This is a genomic window from Mycobacterium gastri (genome assembly GCF_002102175.1).
Taxonomy (GTDB): domain Bacteria; phylum Actinomycetota; class Actinomycetes; order Mycobacteriales; family Mycobacteriaceae; genus Mycobacterium; species Mycobacterium gastri.
Map to the genome: position 1 here is coordinate 1 of NZ_LQOX01000062.1, position 25713 is coordinate 25713.

The window sequence follows — 25713 nt, forward strand, 5'->3', positions numbered from 1 at the left end:
AGTGTGTGGTTCGCTCCGCCGGCTCCGCCGGCCCCGCCGGCCCCGCCCGTTCCGCCGTCAAGACCGGACCCCCCGTCCGCCAGCCCGGGTGCGCCCGAACCACCGGCCCCGCCGGTACCGCCCGCTCCGCCGGCCCCGCCGTGACCTCTGAGCGAGAACAGCTGTGTGTTGGCACCCCCGGCCCCGCCCTGACCGCCCGCACCACCGTTTTGCCCAGTTCCGGCGCCGCCGGCCCCGCCGGCTCCGCCGGCACCTCCGGAGCCGGCCGGCCCGCCACCGATCAGGCCATTGGCCCCGCCGGCGCCGCCGTCACCGCCGGCGGCACCTCCTGCGCCGCCGGCCCCGCCGGCTCCGCCGCTGCCGCCATGACCCCACAGGCCCGCCGACCCGCCGGCCCCGCCAATACCGCCGGCCGCGCCGGCCAGGCCGGCCCCACCGGCTCCGCCGTTACCGCCGTGGCCGATCAATCCGGCGTTCCCGCCGGCGCCACCGGCGGCGCCGGCCCCGCCGGCACCGCCGTTGCCGCCGTTGCCGACGATCCATCCGCCGTCACCGCCCCTACCGCCGGCCGCGCCGGGGACAGTGCCCGCCGCACCGTCAGCGCCATTGCCGAACAATGGGCGCCCCGTCAAGGCCTTCACCGGCGAAAAGACCGAAAGCGTCTGGCCCGCCTCCAACAGGACATCTAACGGCGAGGCATTGGCGGCATTGGCGGCATTGGCGGCCTCGGCGGCCGCATACGCGCCGGCCCCCGCGGACAACAGCTGGGTGAACCTGGAGTGAAACAGCGCCGCCTGGGCACTCAACGCCTGAAAGTCCCGCCCATAGCCGCTTAGCAGCCGCGTGATCGCCGCCGACACCTCATCCTGGGCGGCCGGCAGGATGCTGGTGGTGGCGGTCGCCGCCGCCGCGGTGGCCCCCCCGATCGTCTGTCCGATCCCACTCAGATCTGCTGACACACCGGCCAATACCTCTGGTGTTGCTATCAGCTGCGACATCTGGTTTCCCTGTCTAATTCAGAACAAGGGGGATCGTATGTTCGATCCGGGTGCTTCGCCGGCGCTTTGGAAATATCTGCAAACTCTTGCTCCCGTCGTCGTGTCCACAAGCACTGCGCTACCTCCTCCACGGAGGCGGTCCGTCCCGTGCGCGCAGCGTCGCCGCGCCGTTGCCCGGGCAGGTTCTCACAATGCGTCCGGCATCCGGCTATAGGCTCGCGCCGTGCTGATCGCGATCGAAGGCGTCGATGGTGCCGGCAAACGGACGCTGACCGAGGGTCTGCGCACGGCCTTCCACGCGGTCGGGAAGTCGGTGGCCACGCTGGCGTTCCCGCGCTACGGGCGTTCGGTCACCGCCGACATCGCCGCGGAGGCCCTGCACGGGGGGCACGGTGATCTCGCCTCGTCGGTGTACGCGATGGCGACGCTGTTCGCGCTCGACCGCGCCGGCGCGGCGGCGGAGATCGCGGAGCTGCGGCGGAACTACGACGTGGTGATCCTGGATCGCTACGTCGCCTCCAACGCCGCCTACAGCGCGGCCCGGCTGCGCGAGGACGCGGGCGGGCCGGCGGTTGCCTGGGTGCGGTACCTCGAATACCAGAGGCTGGCGCTGCCCGCACCCGACTGGCAAGTGCTGCTGGCGGTGTCTGCCGATCTCGCCGCACAGCGGGCCCGCAGCCGGGCCGAAGCGGACCCCGGGCGCCCGCGCGACAGCTACGAGCGTGACGACGAACTGCAACAGCGCGCCGGCGCGGTGTATGCGCAACTGGCCGCCGCGGACTGGAACGGACGATGGTTGGTCGTCGAATCCGAGGTCGATCCGGATCGCCTGGCGGCGACTCTGATGGCCTCAAATGATCGATTTTGACACTATTCGCCCATATCAAAGACGAAACGCCCGGGTGTAATCGCAGTTTTGTCCCGTTCTAGTGCCACCATGGACACCATGAGGCAAAGGATTCTCGTCGTCGATGATGACGCTTCGCTGGCAGAGATGCTGACCATCGTGCTGCGTGGGGAGGGCTTCGACACCGCGGTCATCGGTGACGGCACCCAGGCCCTAACCGCGGTGCGCGAGCTGCGCCCCGATCTGGTGCTGCTGGACCTGATGCTGCCCGGCATGAACGGCATAGACGTATGTCGTGTGCTCCGTTCGGACTCCGGCGTTCCGATCGTGATGCTGACCGCCAAGACCGACACCGTCGACGTGGTGCTGGGTCTCGAGTCGGGCGCCGACGACTACATCATGAAGCCGTTCAAGCCCAAGGAGCTGGTCGCCCGGGTGCGGGCCCGGCTGCGCCGCAACGACGACGAGCCCGCCGAGATGTTGTCGATCGCCGATGTGGACATCGACGTGCCGGCGCACAAGGTCACCCGCAACGGTGAGCAGATCTCGCTGACGCCGCTGGAATTCGACCTGCTGGTCGCACTGGCACGCAAACCCCGCCAGGTGTTTACTCGTGATGTGCTGCTCGAACAGGTGTGGGGATATCGTCACCCGGCCGATACCCGGCTGGTGAATGTGCATGTCCAGCGTCTGCGGGCCAAGGTCGAGAAAGACCCGGAGAACCCGACAGTGGTGTTGACCGTTCGAGGAGTGGGATACAAGGCCGGACCTCCGTGATCCCCGCGGACGACTGCGATGCCCTGGGGGTACCGTCCGCCGGCGGGGGAGTGCGGCGCCGGTGATCTGGGGCTCTCGGCGGCGTACTCGTGGTCGTTGGGGGCGCTCCGGCCTGATGACCCGCGGCTTGAGTGCGCTGAGTCGAGCCGTTGCCGTGGCATGGCGCCGATCGTTGCAACTGCGGGTCGTGGCGCTGACGCTGGGACTCTCGCTGGCAGTGATCCTGGCGCTTGGCTTCGTACTGACCAGCCAGGTCACCAACCGGGTGCTCGATATCAAGCTCAAGGCCGCCATCGACCAGACTGAGCGGGCGCGAAACACCGTCAGCGGCATCGTCAACGGCGAAGAGACCCGCTCGCTGGACAGCAGCCTGCAGCTCGCGCGCAACACCCTGACCTCGAAAACCGATCCCGCCTCCGGTACCAGCCAGGCCGGTGCGTTCGATGCGGTGCTGATGGTCCCGGGTGACGGGCCGCGCGCCGCCTCCACGGCCGGACCCGTCGACCAGGTGCCCGCCGCGTTGCGAGGCTTCGTCAAGGCCGGCCAGGCCGCGTATCAGTACGCCACGGTGCACACCGACGGCTTTTCCGGGCCGGCGCTCATTGTCGGGACGCCGACGTCGTCGCGGGTGGCCAACCTGGAGCTGTACCTGATCTTTCCGCTGGCCAACGAGCAGGCCACCATCGCGCTGGTGCGCGGCACCATGGCAACGGGCAGTCTGGTGCTGCTGGTCCTGCTGTCCGGCATCGCGCTGCTGGTGTCGCGCCAAGTCGTGGTCCCGGTCCGCTCGGCTTCGCGGATCGCCGAACGGTTCGCCGAGGGGCATCTGTCGGAACGAATGCCGGTGCGCGGTGAAGACGACATGGCCCGATTGGCGGTGTCGTTCAACGACATGGCCGAGAGTCTGTCCCGCCAGATCACCCAACTCGAGGAGTTCGGCAACCTGCAGCGCCGCTTCACCTCCGACGTCAGCCACGAACTGCGCACCCCGCTGACCACGGTGCGCATGGCGGCCGACTTGATCTACGACCACAGCGCCGACCTGGACCCTACGCTGCGCCGCTCCACCGAGCTGATGGTCAGCGAGCTGGACCGGTTCGAGTCGCTGCTCAACGACCTGCTGGAGATCTCCCGGCACGACGCCGGGGTGGCGGAGCTGTCGGTAGAGGCGGTCGACCTGCGCACGACCGTCAAGAACGCCCTGGGCAATGTGGGGCACCTGGCCGAGGAGACCGGTATCGAGTTGCTCGTGGAGTTGCCGGCCCACGAGGTGATCGCTGAGGTCGACGCGCGCCGGGTAGAACGGATACTGCGCAATCTGATTGCCAACGCCATCGACCACGCCGAGCACAAGCCGGTGCGGATCCGGATGGCCGCCGACGAGGACACGGTGGCGGTCACGGTGCGCGACTACGGGGTGGGGCTGCGGCCCGGTGAGGAGAAACTGGTGTTCAGCCGGTTCTGGCGCGCCGATCCCTCGCGGGTGCGGCGCTCCGGAGGCACCGGGCTGGGTCTGGCGATCAGCATCGAGGACGCGCGGCTGCACCAGGGCCGGCTGGAAGCCTGGGGGGAACCCGGCCAGGGCTCCTGCTTCCGGCTGACGCTGCCGCTGGTGCGCGGCCACAAGGTGACCACCAGCCCCTTGCCCATGAAACCGATCCCGCAACCCGTCCCACAGCCGAACGCGCCAGAACACAAAGATCGTCAGCACCAGCGTGAACCCGCGGAGTGGAGCGGCTGATGCGACGGATCCGGGCGATCCGGGCGAGCACAGCCCTGTTGTTCATGGCGGTGCTGCTCGGCGGCTGCGCGAGCGTGCCCAGTTCGTCGGCGCCGCAAGCCATCGGCACCGTCGAGCGTCCGGCGCCGTCGAACTTGCCCAAGCCGACCCCGGGCATGGATCCCGACGTGCTGCTGCGCGAATTCCTCAAGGCCACGGCCGACCCGGCGAACCGGCATCTGGCGGCACGCCAGTTCCTTACCCAGTCGGCGTCCAACGCCTGGGACGACGCCGGCAGCGCGCTGCTGATCGACCACGTGGTCTTCGTCGAAACCCGTGGTGCGGAACGGGTTTCGGCGACCATGCGGGCAGATATCCTGGGCTCGCTCTCTGATGTCGGGGTCTTCGAGACCGCCGAGGGCCAGCTGCCGGATCCGGGTCCGATCGAATTGGTCAAGACGCCCGGTGGCTGGCGCATCGACCGGCTGCCCAACGGGGTTTTTCTGGACTGGCAGCAGTTCCAGGCGACCTACAAGCGCAACACCTTGTACTTCGCCGACCCGACCGGCAAGACCGTGGTTCCCGACCCGCGCTACGTCGCGGTGTCCGATCACGACCAGCTGGCCACCGAGTTGGTGTCCAAGCTGCTGTCGGGGCCGCGTCCGGAGATGACCCACACGGTGCGCAACCTGCTGGCTCCGCCGCTGCGGCTGCGCGGTCCGGTAACCCGTGCCGACGGCGGCAAGAGCGGCATCGGCAAGGGGTACGGCGGGGCGCGCATCGACCTGGAGAAGCTGTCCACCACCGATCCGCACAGTAGGCAATTGCTTGCCGCCCAAATCATTTGGACGTTGGCCCGAGCCGACATCCGAGGACCGTATGTGATCAACGCCGACGGCGCCCCGCTCGACGACAGGTTTGCCGAAGGATGGAACACCTCCGACGTCGCCGCCACGGACCCGGGCGTGGCCGATGGTGCGGGCGCGGGCCTGCACGCCCTGGTGGGCGGTTCACTGGTGGCGCTGGACGGACAGCGGATCACCACCGTGCCCGGCGCCTTCGGACGGATGGGCGACCAGACCGGGGCAGCACTGTCCCGCAGTGGCCGCCAGGTGGCCTCGGTGGTGACGCTGCGCCGCGGCGCCCCCGATGTGGCGGCCTCCTTGTGGATCGGCGACCTCGGCGGCGAGGCGGTCCAGTCGGCCGACGGCCACAATCTTTCGCGGCCCAGCTGGTCGCTGGACGACGCGGTGTGGGTGGTCGTCGACACCAACGTCGTGCTGCGGGCGATCCAGGAAACCGCATCGGGACAACCGGCGCGGATCCCGGTGGATTCCACCGCGGTGTCCAGTCGCTTTCCGGGCGCGATCACCGACCTGCAGCTGTCTCGCGACGGGACGCGGGCCGCGATGGTGATCGACGGGCAGGTGATCCTCGCCGGTGTCGAGCAGACCCAGGCCGGCCAGTTCGGCCTGACCTATCCGCGGCGGCTGGGTTTCGGGCTGGGCACCTCGGTGGTGTCGTTGTCCTGGCGAACCGGCGACGACATCGTGGTGACCCGCAACGATGCGACACATCCGGTGTCGTATGTGAACCTCGACGGGGTCAATTCCGACGCCCCGGCCAGGGGTTTGCAGATACCGCTGTTCGCCATCGCCGCCAACCCCTCGACGGTCTACGTTGCCGCCCCGCAAGGGGTGCTGATGTATTCGGCGTCGGCCGCCGACGGTCAACAGGGCTGGGCGGAGGTTCCGGGCCTGATGGTGGCGGGGGCGGCGCCGGTGTTGCCGGGATGAGTGCTGTGCTGGGCTGGGCTGATCTCACCGGCTACCCTCGCAGTGAGGAGGCGCTTGTCGATGTCGCCCAGAGTTCCATTCCTGCGTTGGGACGATCCGTTCCGCGCCCTCGACATGCTGGCCTCGTTGTGGTCGTCGACCGGGTTGCCGTCGGTGAGCGCGGGAGCCGCCCAAGCGGTCGCCATGCCGTACCGCACCTTGTTCATGACGCTGCAGCAGTTGCTCGTCGACAAGGAAGTCACGGTGCGCATCGGCGGCGACGATGTGGTGCTGACCGTCACCGAGTTGGACGCCGAGCTCGACCCGCAGGGATTGCCCGTCGGTCAGCTCGGCGAGGTCCGCGTCGCCGCGCGCGACGTCAGATGGGATCAGCACCATCTGCAGACCGCGGTCGCCGTCCTGCGCAACGTGCACATTCGTCCGGGCGTGCCCCCGTTGGTGGTAGCGGCTCCGGCCCGGTTGTCGTCGGTGCTGTCGGCGGACATCTTCGATGATGTGCTGCAGCAGGCGGCTCCGCAGCTGCGCAGTGAGCTGTGCGGGGACGGGACTGCCCGGCTGCGTTGGGCACGCCGGCCCGGTTGGGGCGGGGTGGAAGTGGACGCCGACGTGGTGGGCACGACGTTGTGGCTGCGGCCGCGCGCCGTGATCACCGGGCACCGGCGGTGGCCCCTGCCGATCCGGATACCCGCGTACCGGGTGCCGCTGCCCAAGCTGCCCCATGGATTGCTGCTGACCGACGTCGACCTTGGCCCGGATTCGCTGCACCTGTCCGCGCTGCTGCCGGAGTGGCGAATGGAGTTGCCGCTGCGACATCTCGAGGATCTGATCACCCGGTTGAGTCAAGGGGCGCTCAACTTCACCTGGCCTTCGTTGCTGCGGGGCTCGGACTGATCGGCGCCGAGGTGACCCCGTGCTTCCGGAGCTGCCAAAATTTGCCAGAACGACATCCCGATCGGGCGCGGGCGACTCACCGCGGGATTCCGCGTGGCCGACTATGCGTCCGCTCGGCGGCGCGGCGAACGTGAAAAACGGTCCCTAAGTCACTATTTGGGAGATCCTGGATCACGACGCGGCCGGTGTGCCGTATCGGTTCGGCAACCAATAAGCCTTGATCTAGGCAAGGATTCGGCGCAGCGATACGGTTCCCCATTGTCGCGGTGTTCGCGGGTGGCTTGGGCAGGAATGAACGGAGTTGGCGTTGCGGCTTGTTGATCGGTGCTGCGTTGCAGTTGCTGCCGGCGCGGGGTTGTGCGCGGCTGCTCTCGCGTTGAGTCCGGGCGCGGTTGCGACTCCGCTGCGGACAGGCGGCGCGAATTGCATTGAGCAGCAAGTGGGGTTCGGTGCGGCGCCGATAGCCGCTGCGCCAGTGGTTCTGCCCGGTCCGGTGCCCATCGCGCCGGTCGTGCCCGTGGTGCCGCCGGTGCCCGTGGCACCGGTACCGGTGGTGCCGCCGGTGCCCGTGGCACCGGTACCCGTGGTGCCGCCGGTGCCACCCGTGCCAGTCATGCCTGCCGCAGTGCCGGTAGTCCCGGTGGCTCCGATCGCTGGTACGGCGGGAGGGGTCGATGGTGCGCCGGTTGCTGCCCCGATAACGACGCAGGCCGGCACGGGCAAGGGGGCCCCAATGACTCCCGCAGCCGGGAAGACCCCCGAACCGGTTGTGCTGCCTGGTCCGCAGGCGGCGCCACAGGCGGTGGCTGCCGAGGTGCCCGCGGCGTCCATCCCGGCTGTGCTGGCAGGGACCACGACGGTTTTTCCTGCGTGCGGGGCGGTGGGCGTGCCGGCGCAGTAAGAGCCACTCTGTGGAAAGTTCACTTGGTGGTTTCACCGATCGGCCACGACGCCAGCCCGCTGCCGCATTGTGCTCACCGCGAGCGCAGTTCGACGGCCTCGGCCCTGTCGCGGCGCAGTGCCGCGCGCGAGCAGTTTGGCGGCGATCGCGATTCGGCGGCCTTGCCGCTTGAGGATTCGACACAAGCCAGCCATCGCGCATCACCAACGAATTGCCGAAGGCGGTCCGCAAGCCACTAGCCGGTGATGTCGACAGGTGATGGCGCGCTTGGCTTATAGCCCAAGGGGGTATAGGTTCGGATGGCCACCCGGGGCGTTTCATTGGCAAAAAGGACAGATGTCGTCGTGGGGGGCGCCGCGCTTGCTGACCTCCTGCCTGGCCTGCTTATCGTCGTTGCGAATAAACGGCCGGGTAGCCGAATCGCTCTGGCAGAAGGCGCAGTTGCCGACGAACCTTTGGGGCCTGGTGAACTTTGGGACGGGAAGAAGATAGTTGATGCACACCCTGGGCAGCAGTCACTTCATCCACCTACCTGACGGGCGCAAGCTGCATTACATGACGGCAGGGACCGGCGGCCCCACCGTGGTATTTGAATCCGGTTTAGGCGCCTCGCGATCGGAGTGGGGACTCGTGCAGCCGCGTGTGGCGCAGCGATTCCGTACCGTGGTCTACGACCGGGCCAATCTAGGTCGCAGCGACGCAGATCCGGAGCCACGCACACTGGAACGCATCACCGGCGATCTGACCCAGCTGCTGTCAGCTCTGGATGAGGCCCCGTACGTCCTGGCCGGGCACAGCTACGGCGGAACAATCGCTCTGGCTGCTGCCGCGACAAATCTATCCAAGATCGCGGGGCTGGTGCTCATCGACCACGCCGACGAACACGTCAACACCTGCTGCGGGTCGCCGCTCAAACGCCTGCGCAGGATCGCGCTGGCCGGACGGTCGGTGGTCGGCGCATTAAGGCGCCTGCGCCTGATATCGCTGGCCGTCCGGCAGGCCATGCCGGGAATGCCTGCCGACGTGCTGGACGATCTGATCACTGAGGATCTCAGCTCGCGCGCCGCCCAGGCGGCCGACGAGGAGGAACGGTTCTTCATCGAGGGCCTGCGAACTCTGCGGCGCAATCCGCCTGCCCTCGGCGACATGCCGGTCACGGTCATCTCAGGGATGAAGTCGACGATCTTCGACAGGTCAATCCGCAAGGAGTTCGTGGCGGCGCACCGCCGGACCGCAGCGAGGCTGAATGCGCGTCATGTCGAGGCGACGCGGTCCAATCACCAAGTGGTCCTCACCGAACCGCTACTAGTCGCTGACGAGATCATCCGAACCGCCAGCCACCAGCGTGAGCTATCACCCAACAACCCGCACGGCACGACGTAACGATCGAGACCCGTTGCTGCGAAGGCACCACCCTGGGTGGGTGGTGTTTTTCGGGTGGCGGTCCTGCGCTGATCCGTGCGGCTCGAGTTGAATGAACTGGTGATGTTGGGACGTGACCCCTGTTCAGGCGGATCTGCTGCGGTGAACGGTGAATTCCTGCGAGGGTTCCGAAGGCCGCGCCCCGGTGGGAGCTGAAATCGCATGACTCACAATGTGTTTGGCCGGTGCCCGGGACGACGACGGTGTCGCGGGCAGTGACGAAATCAAGGGTCCTCAGGTGGGCGAGGGTGTCGCGTTCGAGCCCGCGGGCATGGTCGAAGTCTAACTCCTCCAAAGATTTTCGTGCCGGTAAACGTCCAACGCGGATGCCCAGGGCCGTTTGAGTGTATGTCGGCAAATCGTACCCATCGCCTGATGAAGACGTTTTGGGGTTACCCATGAAAGCAACTCACCGGGGGCACGCGGCCCAAGCTGGGGACACCACGTCACCACCCCAGGGCAGTGCGTTGTTGTTTCCCAGCTTGTGCCGGGCGTTCGGCGAAATGCCCGACCCCGAAGCCCCACCGCCGGGTGCCTACTGCGGACAGCGCGACCCGTTGGTGCCCGGACTCCCGCGCAAGGACGTGCCTACCGCGTCGTCGCCGAACGGCGTGAGAGCCGCCAAACGTGGATGGCCGCCGCAGGTCTGCCTCACCCGACGACGAACCCCAACCCTTCTGGGGGGGACGAAACCGGGTCGGCTTTCTTGCCGATGTCGGCTTCCTTGTCGCTGATCACGGCCGGAACGCCTGCCTTGACGATGACCGGGTCACCGACGTGGACCGTGTTGAAGTACCACTCGGCGTCGGTGGGACTCAAACTGATGCAACCGTGGCTCACATTCTCAACGCCCATCGCTGAGACCGCCCACGGAGCCGAATGGACGTACAAACCTCTGTTGGTGATGCGGACGGCATAGTCGACCTGGAGCCGGTAACCGTCGGGGTTGTCGACGGGGATGCCTACGCTGCTCGAATCCATCATTACCGAGCGGTCTTTGGCGAGCACACTGTAGGTGCCCACCGGCGTCTGGTATTCCGGCCTCCCCATGGAGGCCGGCATCACGCCGGCTTCTCCGAAGTGCGACCGGTGATGCGGCGCCGGCAGGGCAGGCGGCGGCGTGTCCGCGTCGACTCCGTCGATGCTGACGGTGAACGTGTGATTGGCGATGTCGGCGACGCCGACGACGGCGGGACCCGTCTGGAACTCGGTTCGCAGGCCGCCCACCGAGAGCGCCACCGTGGTGTGCGCAGGCCAGAACCGGTCGGGAACCCACTGCACGACATTGCTGTCCAGCCACTCGAAGTTGCCGCTCATGGGGGGTACCGACGTCACCTCGATAGCCCGCTCCACGGCCTCCCGGTCGGCGACCGGACCGCCGAAGGTCACCATGACAGGGTGCGCGACCCCCACTACGGCACCGCGCACAGGCAGGATCGCGGCGATGTCGAAGTAGTCACTCGACCTGGTCGCCGCCGTCAGCGTGACGCCGGCGCGCCCGGCGATCACCGCCGAAGCAATGGCGATGAACACCAGCAGAGACCGGATTGCCGCCCGCATGGTTTTCTCTCCCATTTGGGTAATTGGTTGGATGGGTAACAAGTCTGCTTGATGTTAGGGGTGTCGCCAGCGCGAAAATGGAAGCGCGCGTGCGCAAGTCGGTCAGTGTTCGGTTACAAGTCGGTCTCCGTCCGGGCTTGTCACCCCCAGCTGCGACACTCATTGCATGCTCGACCTGGTCCTGCCGCTGCAGTGCGGCGGCTGCGGAGCCCCGGCCACCCGATGGTGTCCGGCGTGCATGAACGAACTCGTGGTCAAACCCGGCGAACCGCTTGTAGTGACCCCTCGCGTTGACCCGCACGTCCCGGTGTTCGCCCTCGGCCGCTACACCGGTGTCCGGCGCCAGGCCATCCTGGCGCTCAAGGAGCGCGGCCGCGGCGACCTCGTTTCACCCCTGGCACGGGTCTTGGCCGTCGGCATTCACCGGTTGTTGTGCTGGAGCATGGTGGACACCCCGCTGACGGTCGTGCCGGCGCCCACGCGGCGTTCTGCGGCCCGCAGACGCGGCGGTGATCCCATCACCCGGATAGCGGGGGCTGCGGTGGCGGCCCACCCGGACATCACCGTCGCCGCCGCATTGCGGATGCGGGCCCTGGCCCGCGACTCGGTTGGCCTGGACACCTCGGCCCGCGAACGCAACATCGCCGGCCGGGTACGGCTGCGCGGTCCGAAGCCGCGCACCGAGGTGTTGATCGTCGACGACATCATCACCACCGGGGCCACGGCGCGCGAATCGGTTGGAGTGCTACAGGCCGCCGGCGTGCGGGTGGCCGCGGTTCTCGCGATCGCTGCCGCATGACAGAAATGAACTCGGTGAGACCACGTGAAGAACTCGCAACAGGTCTGCGAATTAGGTGGCAAGTTGAGGCGAACAAGGTCTAACGTCGACACCAGACCCCCAGCTTACGGTCGCCGAACTTGCCAGGTTGAGCAGCACCCGCGGTAGGAGGTGAGTATTCGACATCTTGCTCCGGCGGGCAGCCTGCGGCGGTGACCTTCGTTGACACCGCTCTAACCTCGTCGGGGCGTATCTCAATGCCCGGCACGCAGGGTGCGTGCGACGTGAAAAGAGAAACGAGTTGTCACGAATGTCAAGGTTTACCGTGGATTCCGACCAGGTTGTGGATCAGGCGCCGGCCGAAACCGATGAACAGGCAGAACCGCAAGCGACCGCCGAGATTGTGTTCAAAGGCCGCAATGTCGAGATTCCCGACCACTTCCGCATCTACGTTTCGCAGAAGCTCGCTCGCTTGGAACGTTTCGACCGGACGATCTACCTGTTCGACGTCGAACTCGACCATGAACGCAACCGTCGCCAACGCAAATCCTGTCAGCGAGTAGAGGTCACCGCTCGCGGCCGGGGACCCGTTGTCCGCGGCGAGGCCTGCGCCGACAGCTTCTACGCCGCCCTCGAGTCCGCCGTCGGCAAACTGGAGAACCGGTTGCGCCGTAGCAAAGACCGCCGCAAAGTTCACTACGGCGACAAGACCCCCGTGTCACTGGCCGAGGCCACCGCGGCGGCCCCGCCACCGGAAAGGGCCTTCGACGCGGAGCCGGCCGAGCCACACGAGCATGACGGCGCCGAACTGGATTACGAACCGGGACGCATCGTCCGCGTCAAGGAACACCCGGCCAAGCCCATGTCGGTGGACGACGCGCTCTACGAGATGGAGCTTGTCGGACACGACTTCTTCTTGTTCTTCGACAGGGAGACCGAGCGGCCCACCGTCGTCTACCGCCGGCACGCCTACGACTATGGCCTGATCCGGCTGGCTTGATCCGGCTGGCTTGATCAGGCTGGCTCGAGAATCGGCCGGCTTGAGGATCGGCGGCCAATACCACGGCGTCACCTACGATGGGAGTCGCCTGATCGAAGAAGACTCCTACCCATAAGGGATATAGCTGTGCTGTCGAAGTTGCTGCGCCTTGGTGAAGGTCGCATGGTCAAGCGCCTCAGGAAGGTGGCCGACTACGTCAACACGTTGTCGGACGACGTCGAAAAGCTCACCGACGCCGAGCTGAGAGCCAAGACCGACGAGTTCAAGCGGCGCCTGGCCGACGAGAAAAACCCGGAAACCCTCGACGACCTGCTACCTGAAGCGTTCGCCGTCGCGCGCGAGGCAGCTTGGCGGGTGCTCGACCAGCGACCGTTCGACGTCCAGGTGATGGGTGCGGCCGCCCTGCACATGGGCTACGTCGCGGAGATGAAGACCGGTGAGGGTAAGACCCTGACCTGTGTGCTGCCCGCCTACCTCAACGCGCTGGCGGGCAAGGGCGTGCACATCGTGACCGTCAACGACTACCTGGCCAAACGCGACAGCGAGTGGATGGGTCGGGTGCACCGTTTCCTGGGCCTCGACGTCGGCGTCATCCTCGCCCAGATGACCCCCGACCAGCGTCGGGTGGCCTACAACGCCGACATCACCTACGGCACCAACAACGAGTTCGGCTTCGACTACCTGCGTGACAACATGGCGCACTCGCTCGACGACCTGGTGCAGCGCGGGCATAACTTCGCCATCGTCGACGAGGTCGACTCCATCCTGATCGACGAGGCCCGCACCCCGCTGATCATCTCCGGTCCCGCCGACGGCGCCTCCAACTGGTACGTCGAGTTCGCCCGGCTGGCGCCGCTGATGGAAAAGGACGTTCACTACGAAGTCGACCTGCGCAAACGCACTGTCGGTGTGCACGAGAAGGGCGTGGAGTTCGTCGAAGACCAGCTCGGCATCGACAACCTCTACGAGGCCGCCAACTCGCCGCTGGTCAGCTATCTCAACAATGCGCTGAAGGCTAAGGAGCTGTTCAACCGCGACAAGGACTACATCGTGCGCGACGGCGAGGTGCTCATCGTCGACGAGTTCACCGGCCGCGTGCTCTACGGACGCCGCTACAACGAGGGCATGCACCAGGCCATCGAGGCCAAGGAACACGTCGAGATCAAGGCCGAAAACCAGACGCTGGCCACCATCACGCTGCAGAACTACTTCCGGCTCTACGACAAGCTCGCCGGCATGACCGGCACCGCCCAGACCGAGGCGGCCGAGCTGCACGAGATCTACAAGCTCGGCGTGGCCAGCATCCCGACCAACAAGCCGATGATCCGCACCGACTGCTCCGACCTCATCTACAAGACCGAGGAAGCCAAGTACGTCGCGGTGGTCGACGACGTCGCGGAGCGGTACGAGAAGGGCCAACCGGTGTTGATCGGCACCACCAGCGTGGAGCGCTCGGAGTACCTGTCGCGGCAATTCACCAAGCGACGCATCCCGCACAACGTCCTCAACGCCAAGTACCACGAACAGGAGGCGGGCATCGTCGCCGTCGCGGGCCGCCGCGGCGGCATCACCGTCGCCACCAACATGGCCGGCCGCGGCACCGACATCGTGCTGGGCGGCAACGTCGACTTTCTCACCGACCAGCGGCTGCGCGAGCGCGGCCTGGACCCGGTGGAGACCCCCGACGAGTACGAGGCCGCCTGGCACGAGGAATTGCCCAAGGTCAAGAAGGAGGCCGGCAAAGAAGCCGCCGAGGTGATCGAGGCCGGCGGCCTCTACGTGCTGGGCACCGAACGCCACGAGTCGCGACGCATCGACAACCAGTTGCGCGGCCGGTCCGGCCGCCAGGGCGACCCGGGCGAGTCACGTTTCTACCTGTCGCTGGGCGACGAGCTGATGCGCCGGTTCAACGGCGCGGCCCTGGAAGCCTTGTTGACGAGGCTCAACCTGCCCGACGACGTGCCGATCGAGGCCAAAATGGTCACCCGGGCCATCAAGAGCGCCCAGACCCAGGTCGAGCAACAGAACTTCGAGATCAGAAAGAACGTCCTCAAGTACGACGAGGTGATGAACCAGCAGCGCAAGGTGGTCTACGCCGAGCGGCGCCGGATCCTCGAAGGCGAGAACCTCAAAGAGCAGGCGACGGATATGGTTCGCGACGTGATCACCGCCTACGTCAACGGCGCCACCGCCGAAGGCTACGCCGAGGATTGGGAGTTGGATGCGCTGTGGACGGCACTCAAGACGCTGTACCCGGTGGGGATCGATCACGAGTCGCTGACCCACCATGACGCCGACTCCGAGCGTGACGACCTCACCCGCGAGGAGTTGCTCGAAGCGCTGCTGGCCGATGCCGAACGTGCTTACGCCGCAAGGGAAGCCGAGCTCGAGGAACTTGCCGGTGAGGGCGCGATGCGCCAACTGGAGCGCAACGTGCTGCTCAACGTGATCGACCGCAAGTGGCGCGAGCACCTCTACGAGATGGACTACCTCAAGGAGGGCATCGGGCTGCGGGCGATGGCCCAGCGCGACCCGCTGGTGGAGTACCAGCGCGAGGGCTACGACATGTTCATGGCCATGCTCGAAGGCATGAAAGAGGAATCGGTCGGGTTCCTGTTCAACGTCACGGTGGAGGCGGTCCCGGCGCCGCAGGTCGAGGTCGCCCCGGTCGAAGAACCAGAAGACCTGGCCGAGTTCGCCACCGCGGCGGCTGCCGCCCAGCAGCGTGGCAGTGGCGCAGCGGTGCCCGAGGAGGCTCCAAGTAAGTTGCGCGCCAAGGGTATTGAGGACGAATCGCCCGCGCTGACGTACTCCGGCCCGTCCGAGGACGGCTCGGCGCAGGTGCAGCGCAACGGGGGAGGCGCGCAGAAGACGCCGGCCGGGGTGCCGGCCGGTGCCAGCCGGCGGGAACGGCGCGAAGCCGCGCGCCGGCAAGGTCGCGGCCCCAAGCCGCCGAAATCGGCGAAGAAGCGCTAGCTGGCCAGCGCGCTTCTCAGGAAGCCGAGCTGGTCGGCCAGCGCCTGCCGCTGCCAACGACCTTCATAGACGTCGAAGTGATCGACCGGGTACTCGCGCAGTTGCCCCAGCGGTCCCGCTTTCCTGGCGGTCCGCCGCGCCGCGGCGGCGGGGGCGACCCGGTCGTTGGAACCCAGCTGCACCAGGATCGGTGACCGCAGACGCCGCGCGAAACCGGTGGCGCGGTTGAATCCGATCTGCAGCGCCGTGCGCGCGCACACCTCGTTTCGCCAGGTCGGTCCGGCCATCGAGGTGTATGCCTCCGCGGCGCCCGGGGTGCTGATGATCGCGACCGATCCGGGTCGGGCCACCACCGGAATCCGGTGCGGCGCACGGTTGGTGAGGGCACGGGTTCCGTCGCGCAAGCCGTGCGCGGCGGTGCGCGCCAGTTGACCCGGGCCGGCGTAACGGACCAGCTGCACCAGGGCGGCCAGTCCGTCGGTGGCCGGGGTCATCGACACCGTTGCGGCGATGCGGGGGTCCTGCGCGGCGACCGCGACGACGTGGCCCCCGGAATACGACGTGCCCCATACCGCGATCCTGGCCGGGTCCACGCCGGGCAGCTGCCGGGCGGCCGCGATTGCCGCGTGGTAGTCCTGGCGTTGTCGCCGGAACGAAACATGTTGGCGGGGACTGCCTTCCGAGTCGCCGAAGCCGCGATAGTCGAACACCAACGCGTCGATGCCGGCGTCGGCGAATGCCTCGGCGTAGTCGAGCAAGCCGGTGTCGCGGGTGCCGGCGAAACCGTGCGCCATGACGATGCCGGGCCGGCCGGACGGGCCGGTCAGTGCCTGCGAGCGGGCCGGAATATGCCAGGCGGCGCAGCTGACGCCGTGGCTGGGGAAGGTGAGGTTCTTCATGTCGTCGAGCCCGATCACGAAGCAAGCCGGGCGGCCTGGTGGACGGAGAACTCGAGGGCCGGATCCGTCACCGGACCCCGGCGCAGCCGCTCGACATCCTTCTCGTAGGCCATCTGGACCGTCCACGGACCGCTGGTGCCGCCGCGCGGGAACTTCGCGATCGCGCGTTGGACGTAACCCGAACTCATGTCCAGCAGCGGGACCCGCTGCATGTCAGGATCGCGCAGCACCGGTTCGACGGTGTGGTAGCCGTGCGCGTCCATGTGGTCGAGCAGTCGGCAGAAGTGCTCGCAGACCAGGTCCACCTTCAGCGTCCAGGAGATGTTGGTGTAGCCGACGGCGAACACCAGGTTGGGCACCCCGCTGAGCATCATCGACTTGTAGACCGTGGTGTCGGGCAGGTTCACCGGTTGACCGTCGACGTCGAGCTGGATCTTTCCGAACGGCAGCATGTTGAGGCCGGTCGCGGTGACGATGATGTCGGCGGCCAACTCCTGACCCGATTCGAGCAGGATGCCGGTCTTGGTGAACCGCTCGATCCGGTCGGTGATCACCGAAGCCTGCCCGGCCGAGATCACCTTGAACAGGTCGCCGTCGGGCACCATGCACAGCCGCTGATCCCATGGGTTGTAGCGCGGCGTGAAGTGGGTGTCGACGTCGAAGTTCTTGGGCAATTGCCGGCGCACGTTGGCGATCAGCAGCTTGCGCATCAACTTGGGGGCGCGCTGGCAGGCCTGGTAGATCCCGCGGTTGAGCATGACGTTCTTGCGCCGGGTGATCCGGTGGGCGCGCCGGGGGCCGACCACCTTGTTCAGCACGTTGGCGATCGCGTCCTCGGCCGGTATCGAGAACACGTAGCTGGGCGAGCGCTGCAGCATGGTGACGTGCGCGGCCCTGCCGGCCATCGACGGGATCAGCGTGACGGCGGTGGCGCCGCTGCCGATGACGACGACGCGCTTGCCGGTGTAGTCGAGATCCTGCGGCCAGTGCTGAGGGTGGACGACCTGACCGGCGAAATCCTCGACGCCCTGGAATTCGGGAGTGAAGCCGGCTTCGTAGTCGTAGTACCCGGTGCCCAGAAACAGGAATCGCGCGCTGAACTGCACCGTCTCGTCGCTGCCCGGGTGGCGGGCAGTGACCGTCCACAGCCCCTCCGGCGAGGAGAACTGCGCGCCGAGTACCCGGTAGCCGAAACGGATGTGCTCTTCGAGCCGGTTCTCGGTGACGGTCTGGCGCAGATAGTCCATGATGACGTGCCCGTCGGCGATCGCCTTGCGGTGTGTCCACGGCTTGAACCCGTAGCCGAAGCTGGGCATGTCGGAATCCGACCGGATGCCGGGGTACTGGAACAGACTCCAGGTGCCGCCGATCGATTCGCGACCTTCCAGGATCGCGAACGTGGTGCCGGGCCGGTAGGTCTTGAGGTGGTATGCGGCGCCGATACCGGAAATGCCGGCACCAACGATGAGCACGTCGAAGTGTGTGGTGGTGGTCATTGGGAGGGCTCCTGTCGCGGTTGACGATGAGATTCACGCTAGGGCCGCGAGCCGTCGGACACTATGTGTGTTCGTCGCTACTTTCAGGATGAACATGTGCGATGGCACACTTGCTAGATGGCTGGGATTACGGTGCCGCCGACGGTGGTCGAGCTGGTTGGTGACGTTGCCGACTTGATGCTGAACGACATCGATCGGCTCGTCGCCGGGATGGATGCCGCCGTGGTGGAGATCGCCCCCGTGATGGGCGCGGATGCCGCGATTGCCGCGGAGATGTCGGCAAGCAACCGCGCCAACGCCGTGCGCCTGCTCACCGCACTTGCCCGACGCGACGGGCGCGGCGCACCGGCCGACGTGCCACCCGAGGCGCTGGACGTGGTGCGCACCGTCGTGCGTCGCGGCATCGACCTGGATGTCATCTTCCAGGCGTATCGGCGCGGACAGAACGTCGCTTGGCAACGTTTCATGGCCTACGCCGCTCAAGTCGTCGCGCCCGGCCCGGAACTCGTGGAGCTGCTGGAGGTGACCTCACAGCTGATGTTCTCCTACGTCGACCAGGTGATAGGCCGCGTCATCGCCGACGCGCAACACGAGCGCGAGGAACTTCTGGGCGGCGCGATGGCACGGCGTACCGAAACGGTCCGCTTGATCCTCGACGGTGCGCCGATCGATCGCCGCCGAGCCAGTGAGCGCCTGGGGTACGAACTCGACCGTCGTCACACGGCGCTGGTGCTGTGGGCCGAACCCCGCGGCGAAATCCAGGGCGTCCTCGAGTCCGCCGCAACCCTGCTGGCACGAGCCGCCCGGGCGCGGCCGCCGCTGACGCTGCCGTCGGGAACCGCCACCTTGTGGGCGTGGCTGGGCACCACCGCAACCCCTGCCCTGGACGCGTTACGCGACGCGGTTCGCTCGGCGGATCCCACCGTCCGGGTCGCGGTGGGCCCCACGCAACCCGGAATCACCGGCTTTCGCCGCTCACACGCCGCCGCGCTGGTCGTCCAGCGTCTGCTCAGCGGCCACTCCGGTGGCGAGCGCATCGCGTTCCACCGTGACCTAGAAGTCACCGCATTGGCCGCCCAAAACCAGGACCGGGCAGCAGAATTCGTCACCACCACACTGGGCCCGCTCGCGGCGGACACACCCGGTGCGGCTCGGTTGCGTGAGACCTTGCGGGTGTTCCTCGACGAAGCCGAGAACGCGCCGCGCGCCGGCATTCGTCTGCACACCCACCGCAATACGGTCCTGCAGCGGGTTGCGCGCGCGACTGAACTGCTCGGCCACCATCCCGGCGAGCGCCGGCTCGCCGTCGAACTCGCTCTCGAACTTGCCCATCACATCGGCCCGCGGGTGCTGACCAGGCCCTGATCCGCCGTCGGAACTGCCGACGGAAACGTCCCCGCGGCCATTGTGCGGATCGGTTGCACCGGCGAGGTCGCGGTTCCAGGCCGCCCTGGCCGGGTTGAGGCACCCGCCTCATGCGCGGGTGCCGCCGAGGCGCCGACTATCCAGGTATGAACACATCGCTCACCCCCTTTGGACGCCGCCGCGGCCGTCCTGCACGACCCCCCTGCCTGCCAGCGACGACGAACGATTCGTCGGGTTCGGTGTGATGGGCCCCCCGTTCAGCAGTGGGCACTACCTTGCCTTGCGGCACTTTCCGGCTACGTCGTTTTCACCCGGCTACCGGTCGGTGTGGCACCGCGACCCGCAAGGCAGCTGGACGTTTTATGCGACGACGCCGGGTCCGCAGAGCTGCGCCCGCTACTTCAGCTCAGTGACCCGCAATGACGCGGTCCAGTGCGAGATTGACGTCGCGTGGGTCACCCCGTGGTCCTTGGTCGTCGTGATTCCGGGACTGCTTGAGTGGCAGATCGACATCGGCACCACGTTGGCGACGCGGCTGATGAGCACCATCGGAGCGCGGCTGCCGGCCGGAGCGTGGACCAACCGCGCGGCTCTGAGTGTGCTGGGCCGGGCCGCGGGGACAATGCTGCGGGCCGGGCAGATCCGGCTTTCCGGGACCGCGCCGAACGGCCAGCGGTTCATGATTGCCCCCGCGCGGGTTTGGGCGGTGGCACAGTCGCGCGCCGTATTGCGCGGCGTGGACCTCGGACCGGTGGGACCGCTGCAGCGTCAGCTGCGGCTCGCCGGCTTCCGGCCCCCGCAGCGGGGTTTGTTCGTGGTTGGCTCAGGGCATTTCGAAACGTTCGACCCGGGCCGTCATGATGCCGTCAACGGCACTGTCCCGATCCGGTGACCAGTGCACAATGAGTCCATGGCATCGCGGGCGGCGTGTTGAACGGTACTCGATATGGGGATCACCGCGTCACTGTGGGTGGGGATGAGAGCTGCGGTCGTGTGCGGCGGCATGGTGAACATGATCAGGGGCAGCCCAGGAACGGGCGGATACCAGGTGCCGGGTCGGTGTTCACGGTGACGGTGGCCGGCGTGAGGAGATCAGTCGCGCAGAGCCGATTCCGAACCGTCTACGACCAACACCAATTGGCCCCTTCCGCGGCGAGGCCGTGATAGACCACGCTGGTGCCTCATGCCGGTCGTATCGCTCAATGATCATCGTTCGCGCCGCCGAGTCGGCCGAGGAGGCACTGGCCGACAGGACGATGCGCTGCCCCCACCACGGATGTGGCGACACCCTGCAGCGCTGGGGACACGGCCGGCGCCGACGCGTCCGCGGCCTGGGGACGGAGCCGATCGACGTCCAGCCCCGGCGGGTGCGCTGCCGCGGCTGTGGAGCCACACAGGTCCTGCTGCCGGCCGCGTTGCAGCCACGTCGGGCGGACTCCACCGAGGTGGTCGGCACCGCACTGGCCAGCAAGGCTAAAGGCCTGGGATACCGGCGGATCGCCGCTACGCTGGGCCGCTCAGCGTCCACCGTCCGCCGCTGGTTGCGTCGAGCCCGCGACCGCGCTCATCTCAACCGGCTCTGGCAGCGTGGGGCGCAAGAGCTGATCCGTCTCAACGCAGACGCGTTCAACGCGATTGCCGGCACCGGCAACCTTCTGCTCGACTGCTTGACAATGCTGGCCGCTGCGGCCTGGTGGGCGCGCCGACGGCTCGGCATCGCTGAGCCCGTGTGGACTCTCATCGGGTTGTATACCGGTGGGCGCCTGCTCGCACCGCCCGCCTGAGCCCTTCGATGGCCCGGCCCAGCCGCCGGGCCCGCGGTTCCGCATGCCCGGCTCCGGGCGTCACCATGAACACCAACGTCGACCTCACGCCCGGCATCGTGAACACGAAACCGTCAGCATGCACACCAACTACGGCCGTTCGTCCTCACCGAAAGTGCCGCTCTCATGCTCATTTTGAACGCCCGGCAACAGCGTCGCGACCAGAACGTCCGAGGCAATCGGACGCCGAACTGCCGACCCGTGCGGAGCTGCTGGCGGCGCTGTCGGTCGCGATCGATCTCGGCTTGGGCCAGCCGGCCGAACACATGCTGCGGTCCGCGCTGATTGCGACCAGACTGGCCGATCGACTCGGGCTCAGCAGGCAGCAGCGGGATTCCACCTACTACACGACCCTGATCATGTGGATCGGGTGCCACGCCGACTCGCACGAGTACGCGCGGTGGTTCGGCGATGACATTGCCGTACGCCATGACTCCTATCTGGTCGACTGGTCAGGGTTGTCGTATCTGCGTTTCCTGGCGGGCAACGTGGGTCGCGGTCAGCCGCTGGCGCACCGGCGCAGCACGATGGCGACGCTGTTCATCAACGCGCGCGGCCACATATCCCAACTGATCCACTCGCACTGCACATCTGCGGCTTTGCTGGCGGATCGAATCGGCCTGGACCCCACCGTGCAAGCCGCGGTGGCGTTCACGTTCGAACGCTACGACGGCGGAGGTTTGCCCACGGGTGTCTGCGGCGACGCCATCCCGATCCAGATGCGCGTCGCCCAGCTCGCCGACATGGTGGAGGTTCACCACCGCGCCTACGGTGTCGAGGGCGCCGTCGCCATGGCGCGCAGCAGGCGGGGCGGGCAATTCGATCCTGAGGTGGTCGACACGTTTGTCGACCATGCGGAGGCGATCCTGGCCGGCCCGCCCACCGGTGATGCGTGGGCCGCGGCCCTGCGAGCCTCGCCAGATCACCAGCAGCCGCTGGACGACCAGGCGCTGGACGCGCTGCTCGTCGCACTGGGCGACTTCGTCGACTTGAAATGCCCATTCACGCTGGGACATTCGCGAACGGTGGCCCAGCTGGCGGGTGACGCCGCAGTTGCCGCCGGGCTCGATGCGGACGCGGCGGTGCTGACCCGGCGTGCGGGCCACGTTCACGATCTGGGCCGCATCGGAGTTTCCAATCAAATCTGGTCCAAACAGGGGCCGCTGAGCGCGGCGGAGTTCGAGCGAGTCCGGTTGCATCCGTACTTCACGGTGCGAATCCTCAACCAGGTTCCCGGGTTCCGGAAGTTGGCCGAGGTCGCCGGCAATCACCACGAACGCCTTGACGGCTCGGGATACCCGCGTGGGCTGGCTGAAGCCGCGCTGAGCCTGCCGGACCGCGTTCTGGCAGCCGCGGTCAGCTACCAATGCGCTCGTGAGCCAAGGCCATATCGGGAACAGCTGACGCCGGAGTCGGCGACGCGGCGGCTGCGGCGCCAGGTGCAAGCCGGCGAGCTCGACGCGGTCGCCGCCGAGGCGGTGCTGCACGCCGCGGGACACCGTGCCGACCGGTCGAGTCTGCGCCCGCACGGGCTCACGCCCAGGGAGGTCGAAGTGCTCTGCCTGGTCGCCCGTGGTGCGTCCAACAAGGAGATCGCCGCGGCGTTGGTGATCAGCGAAAAAACCGCCCGCAACCACGTGGAGCGAACCTACGCCAAGATCGGGGTGACCAACCGAATCGGCGCCAGCATGTACGCGCTTCGGCATGGACTAGTCAATAACAACTAGGCTCCGCGGAGCGAAGTTGAGGCAATTGGCCTATAGGCGAAACCCGCGCCAAGCCAAATACACCTGCCGAAGCCCAACCAGGTCGAAGTGGTTGATCATGAACGTCGACGCGAAAACGATCGCCCACCCGAGCCAGAACACGGCCCACAACGCCACCCGGGCGACCGGCTGCCGCACGTCCCAGATGACCGTGGGCATCGTTCGCCACTCGCCCAAGACCGCGTCCACCGGGTGGCCACCGAATGCCCCAAAAACCGCACCACCCACCTGAACCGGCGAGCCGAGTCCGCCCGGGATGCCGGACCGGCCCCACCCGACGACGAACCCCCACCCTTCTGACGCGGGACTGCCCTCGGGCCCAGGCTCAAGGACGCCATCGGCTATGAGATTGGCCGGTGGGACTTCTCTCTCGATGCCATTTCGTCGAGTATTGGCGGCATGGATGTCAAGGAAGTGCTGCTGCCGGGCGTCGGTCTGCGGTACGAGTTCACCAGCCACAAGGGTGAGCGGATCGGCATCATCGCCCGGCGCACCGGCGATTTCGACATCGTGCTGTACACCGCCGAGGACCCTGACGCATGCCGGCCGGTCTTTCGCCTCAGCGGCGAAGAGGCCGACACCGTGGCCGCGATTCTCGGCGCACCGAGAATCGCCGAGCGGTTCACCGAGCTGACGCGCGAGGTACCCGGGCTCGAGGCAGGTCACATCTCGATCGAGCCGCAGAGTCCGTTCGTCGGCCGGCCGCTGGGTGACACCCGCGCCCGCACCCGCACCGGCGCCTCGATCGTCGCGATCGTCCGCGGCGACGACGTGGTCGCTTCGCCCAGCCCCGCGGAAACGCTGCGGGCACGCGACGTCCTGATTGTGATCGGCACCGAAGAAGGCATCATCGGAGTCCGGCAGATCGTCGACAAAGGCTGAGCCGGTGGATGTTTCGGAGGCGCTGCTATTCGAGCTCGGCGCCCTCTTGGTCATGCTTGCCCTGCTCGGCGCCCTCGCCCGCCGATTCGCATTGTCGCCGATCCCGGTCTATCTGTTGGCGGGCCTAGCGCTGGGTAAGGGCGGCGTCCTGCCGGTGGCCACCGCCGCCGACTTCGTCAGCACCGGCGCACCAATCGGCGTCGTGTTGCTGCTGCTGACCTTGGGTCTGGAGTTCTCGGTGACCGAATTCGCCAGCAGCCTGCGCCATCATCTGCCGTCGGCGGGTGCCGACATCGTCCTCAACGCCACGCCCGGCGCGGTGACCGGCTGGCTGCTCGGGTTGGACGGCGTTGCCATCCTGGCGCTGGCCGGCGTCACCTACATCTCATCGTCGGGTGTGATCGCGCGACTGCTCGAAGACCTGCGCCGCCTGGGAAACCGCGAAACCCCGGCGGTGCTGTCGGTGCTGGTGCTCGAAGACTTCGCGATGGCCGGCTACTTGCCGATGTTCACGGTGCTGGCATTGCGCGGCAGCTGGCTGGATGCGCTCGGCGGGACACTGGCCGCGATCGGCGCCCTTGTTGCGGCGTTTGCGGCGTCCTACTACTGGGGTCATCACGTCGGCCGCCTGGTGGCGCACCCCGACTCCGAGCAACTGCTGCTGCGGATCTTGGGCATCACCTTGCTGGTCGCGGCGCTGGCCGAGTCGTTGCACGCATCGGCCGCGGTCGGCGCGTTCCTGGTGGGCCTGACCCTGACCGGGGAAACGGCCGAGCGGGCGCGCAGGGTGCTGGGTCCGCTACGCGATCTGTTCGCCGCGATCTTCTTCCTGGCGATCGGGCTATCGGTGGGCCCCAAGGAGTTGCTTCCGATGCTTCCGGTGGCCGTCGTGCTGGCCGCGGTGACCGCCGCGACCAAGGTGCTGACCGGGATGTTCGCCGCCCGCCGTGACGGGGTGGCACGGCGCGGCCAGTTGCGCGCGGGCACTGCGCTGATCGCTCGAGGCGAGTTCTCGCTGATCATCATCGGATTGGTCGGCGCGTCGATCCCCACGGTGGCGGCGTTGGCAACGTCGTACGTCTTCATCATGGCGATCGTGGGCCCGGTGGCGGCGCGCTACACCGGCGGGCCGCTGCCGAGCGCCGCCTGAGCGCATGACGAAGTCCGTCAGCCGATGTGCAAGGCGACGACCAGCCAGCGCCCTCCGCCGCCGGCGGTCACCCGTTCCACCCGACAGGCGATTGCGTGGATCCGGTCTCCGCGGCGGTAGCTGCCGAACACCTCCGCCGCGGTGTCCGAGGACCCGACCGGTTGCAGTCGCACCCGGTGCAACACCGCCGTCCCGTGCCGACCGGCCACCGCTTCGCTGACCGACAGCACCGCGTCGACCAGGTTGGGCGCCAGCAGCGAACGCAGCTGTGTGGCAGGACGACGGCGGTCGATGACTTCGAGCACCCGGCGCAGTGCCGCGTCGGTGAACACGGCCGCCTGGCGCATGGGCTCCGACACGCCCTCGGTTGTCGGCTGCTCGCTGCGGGACCGGCGGGGCGGCCGTAGACTGCGCGGGCGTAAAGGTGGGTGCGCTGATTGTCGGCACCGGGGGATGGTTCCCGTTGGCGGTTCGTACTCGACAACCGGGACAACGGCGAAAGTCGGACGATGAGGCGGGTCGACAATGGGACTGATACTCAACGGGCACTCTCCAGATCAAGCCAGGTCAAATGATGCCAACGAGACGGTGAGGACTGCGCGCCTGCTGGAGAGTGACAGACAAACTGCCGGTCATCATTGCACACACCACGCCGGCGTGTACCCG

The 25713-nt window shown here is 67.5% G+C and carries 20 protein-coding genes and 3 pseudogenes; 16 read left to right on the forward strand and 7 right to left on the reverse strand.

Features of this window, described 5'->3' with window-relative positions:
• Positions 1 to 998, reverse strand: a 998-nt coding sequence (locus AWC07_RS05240) for a PE family protein (RefSeq protein WP_085104989.1), incomplete at its 3' end; no start/stop codon positions are given.
• Positions 999 to 1221: 223 nt separating this feature from the next.
• On the opposite strand from AWC07_RS05240, the gene AWC07_RS05245 reads away from it, so the two are divergent.
• The 7 genes from AWC07_RS05245 (at position 1222) to AWC07_RS05275 (ending at position 9313) form a co-directional block, all read left to right on the forward strand.
• Positions 1222 to 1866, forward strand: a complete 645-nt coding sequence (locus AWC07_RS05245; RefSeq protein WP_036417858.1) for a dTMP kinase — start codon at positions 1222 to 1224, stop codon at positions 1864 to 1866.
• A 69-nt stretch (positions 1867 to 1935) separates the two neighbouring features.
• On the forward strand, positions 1936 to 2622 hold the full coding sequence (gene mtrA, locus AWC07_RS05250; RefSeq protein ID WP_036417860.1) for a two-component system response regulator MtrA: 687 nt from the start codon (positions 1936 to 1938) through the stop codon (positions 2620 to 2622).
• 61 nt (positions 2623 to 2683) lie between these two features.
• Positions 2684 to 4363 carry an MtrAB system histidine kinase MtrB gene (mtrB, locus tag AWC07_RS05255; RefSeq protein WP_036417862.1) on the forward strand — a complete coding sequence of 560 codons (1680 nt, stop codon included), beginning with the start codon at positions 2684 to 2686 and terminating at the stop codon, positions 4361 to 4363.
• On the forward strand, positions 4363 to 6138 hold the full coding sequence (gene lpqB, locus AWC07_RS05260) for an MtrAB system accessory lipoprotein LpqB (protein WP_085104990.1): 1776 nt from the start codon (positions 4363 to 4365) through the stop codon (positions 6136 to 6138). The genes mtrB and lpqB overlap by 1 nt, the downstream gene beginning before the upstream one ends.
• Positions 6139 to 6198: 60 nt before the next feature.
• Positions 6199 to 7029 (forward strand): LmeA family phospholipid-binding protein, encoded by an 831-nt coding sequence (locus tag AWC07_RS05265; RefSeq protein ID WP_036410723.1) that lies wholly within the window; start codon positions 6199 to 6201, stop codon positions 7027 to 7029.
• 733 nt (positions 7030 to 7762) lie between these two features.
• Positions 7763 to 7930 (forward strand): hypothetical protein, encoded by a 168-nt coding sequence (locus tag AWC07_RS28430; RefSeq protein ID WP_167380017.1) that lies wholly within the window; start codon positions 7763 to 7765, stop codon positions 7928 to 7930.
• A 495-nt stretch (positions 7931 to 8425) separates the two neighbouring features.
• A complete protein-coding gene (locus AWC07_RS05275; protein ID WP_051507845.1) occupies positions 8426 to 9313 on the forward strand; it encodes an alpha/beta fold hydrolase in 888 nt (295 codons plus the stop codon).
• Between the two features lie 253 nt (positions 9314 to 9566).
• Here AWC07_RS05275 and AWC07_RS05280 read toward each other — a convergent pair.
• A pseudogene (locus tag AWC07_RS05280) lies at positions 9567 to 9680 on the reverse strand (IS21-like element ISAau2 family helper ATPase IstB); the annotation flags it as partial.
• A gap of 323 nt (positions 9681 to 10003) precedes the next feature.
• Positions 10004 to 10912 carry a L,D-transpeptidase gene (locus tag AWC07_RS05285; RefSeq protein ID WP_051507847.1) on the reverse strand — a complete coding sequence of 303 codons (909 nt, stop codon included), beginning with the start codon at positions 10910 to 10912 and terminating at the stop codon, positions 10004 to 10006.
• 166 nt (positions 10913 to 11078) lie between these two features.
• Here AWC07_RS05285 and AWC07_RS05290 point away from each other — a divergent pair, with 166 nt between their 5' ends.
• From AWC07_RS05290 to secA, 3 genes are all read left to right on the forward strand, one after another.
• Positions 11079 to 11711, forward strand: a complete 633-nt coding sequence (locus AWC07_RS05290; protein WP_036410725.1) for a ComF family protein — start codon at positions 11079 to 11081, stop codon at positions 11709 to 11711.
• A 304-nt stretch (positions 11712 to 12015) separates the two neighbouring features.
• Positions 12016 to 12690 carry a ribosome hibernation-promoting factor, HPF/YfiA family gene (gene hpf, locus AWC07_RS05295; protein WP_425271218.1) on the forward strand — a complete coding sequence of 225 codons (675 nt, stop codon included), beginning with the start codon at positions 12016 to 12018 and terminating at the stop codon, positions 12688 to 12690.
• Between the two features lie 126 nt (positions 12691 to 12816).
• Positions 12817 to 15666, forward strand: a complete 2850-nt coding sequence (gene secA, locus AWC07_RS05300; protein ID WP_036410728.1) for a preprotein translocase subunit SecA — start codon at positions 12817 to 12819, stop codon at positions 15664 to 15666.
• On the opposite strand, the gene AWC07_RS05305 is transcribed toward secA, so the two are convergent.
• Positions 15663 to 16565: an alpha/beta hydrolase gene (locus AWC07_RS05305; protein ID WP_036410759.1), complete on the reverse strand. Its 903-nt coding sequence runs from the start codon at positions 16563 to 16565 to the stop codon at positions 15663 to 15665. The two genes, secA and AWC07_RS05305, sit on opposite strands and share 4 nt — an antisense overlap.
• A 14-nt stretch (positions 16566 to 16579) precedes the next feature.
• A complete protein-coding gene (locus AWC07_RS05310; protein ID WP_139829552.1) occupies positions 16580 to 18061 on the reverse strand; it encodes a flavin-containing monooxygenase in 1482 nt (493 codons plus the stop codon).
• Positions 18062 to 18178: 117 nt separating this feature from the next.
• Here AWC07_RS05310 and AWC07_RS05315 point away from each other — a divergent pair, with 117 nt between their 5' ends.
• The 4 genes and pseudogenes from AWC07_RS05315 to AWC07_RS05330 all read left to right on the forward strand — a co-directional run bounded on the left by AWC07_RS05315 (position 18179) and on the right by AWC07_RS05330 (position 22976).
• A complete protein-coding gene (locus AWC07_RS05315; RefSeq protein ID WP_036410731.1) occupies positions 18179 to 19426 on the forward strand; it encodes a PucR family transcriptional regulator in 1248 nt (415 codons plus the stop codon).
• A gap of 110 nt (positions 19427 to 19536) precedes the next feature.
• Positions 19537 to 20318 (forward strand): annotated as a pseudogene (locus AWC07_RS05320) (hypothetical protein).
• Positions 20319 to 20628: 310 nt separating this feature from the next.
• On the forward strand, positions 20629 to 21210 hold the full coding sequence (locus tag AWC07_RS05325) for a DUF6431 domain-containing protein (RefSeq protein ID WP_036410732.1): 582 nt from the start codon (positions 20629 to 20631) through the stop codon (positions 21208 to 21210).
• A 230-nt stretch (positions 21211 to 21440) separates the two neighbouring features.
• Positions 21441 to 22976 (forward strand): HD domain-containing phosphohydrolase, encoded by a 1536-nt coding sequence (locus AWC07_RS05330; RefSeq protein ID WP_036410761.1) that lies wholly within the window; start codon positions 21441 to 21443, stop codon positions 22974 to 22976.
• Positions 22977 to 23018: 42 nt separating this feature from the next.
• On the opposite strand, the pseudogene AWC07_RS05335 reads toward AWC07_RS05330, so the two are convergent.
• Positions 23019 to 23186, reverse strand: a pseudogene (locus AWC07_RS05335) (methanethiol S-methyltransferase); the annotation flags it as partial.
• 228 nt (positions 23187 to 23414) lie between these two features.
• On the opposite strand from AWC07_RS05335, the gene AWC07_RS05340 reads away from it, so the two are divergent.
• Together AWC07_RS05340 and AWC07_RS05345 are read left to right on the forward strand one after the other, a co-directional pair.
• Positions 23415 to 23897 carry a cation:proton antiporter regulatory subunit gene (locus tag AWC07_RS05340; RefSeq protein ID WP_036410735.1) on the forward strand — a complete coding sequence of 161 codons (483 nt, stop codon included), beginning with the start codon at positions 23415 to 23417 and terminating at the stop codon, positions 23895 to 23897.
• A 4-nt stretch (positions 23898 to 23901) separates the two neighbouring features.
• Positions 23902 to 25047 carry a cation:proton antiporter gene (locus tag AWC07_RS05345; protein WP_036410736.1) on the forward strand — a complete coding sequence of 382 codons (1146 nt, stop codon included), beginning with the start codon at positions 23902 to 23904 and terminating at the stop codon, positions 25045 to 25047.
• A 17-nt stretch (positions 25048 to 25064) separates the two neighbouring features.
• On the opposite strand, the gene AWC07_RS05350 is transcribed toward AWC07_RS05345, so the two are convergent.
• Complete coding sequence (locus AWC07_RS05350) at positions 25065 to 25589, reverse strand: Rv3235 family protein (RefSeq protein ID WP_036410738.1); 525 nt, start codon at positions 25587 to 25589, stop codon at positions 25065 to 25067.
• Between the last annotated feature and the right edge of the window lie 124 nt (positions 25590 to 25713).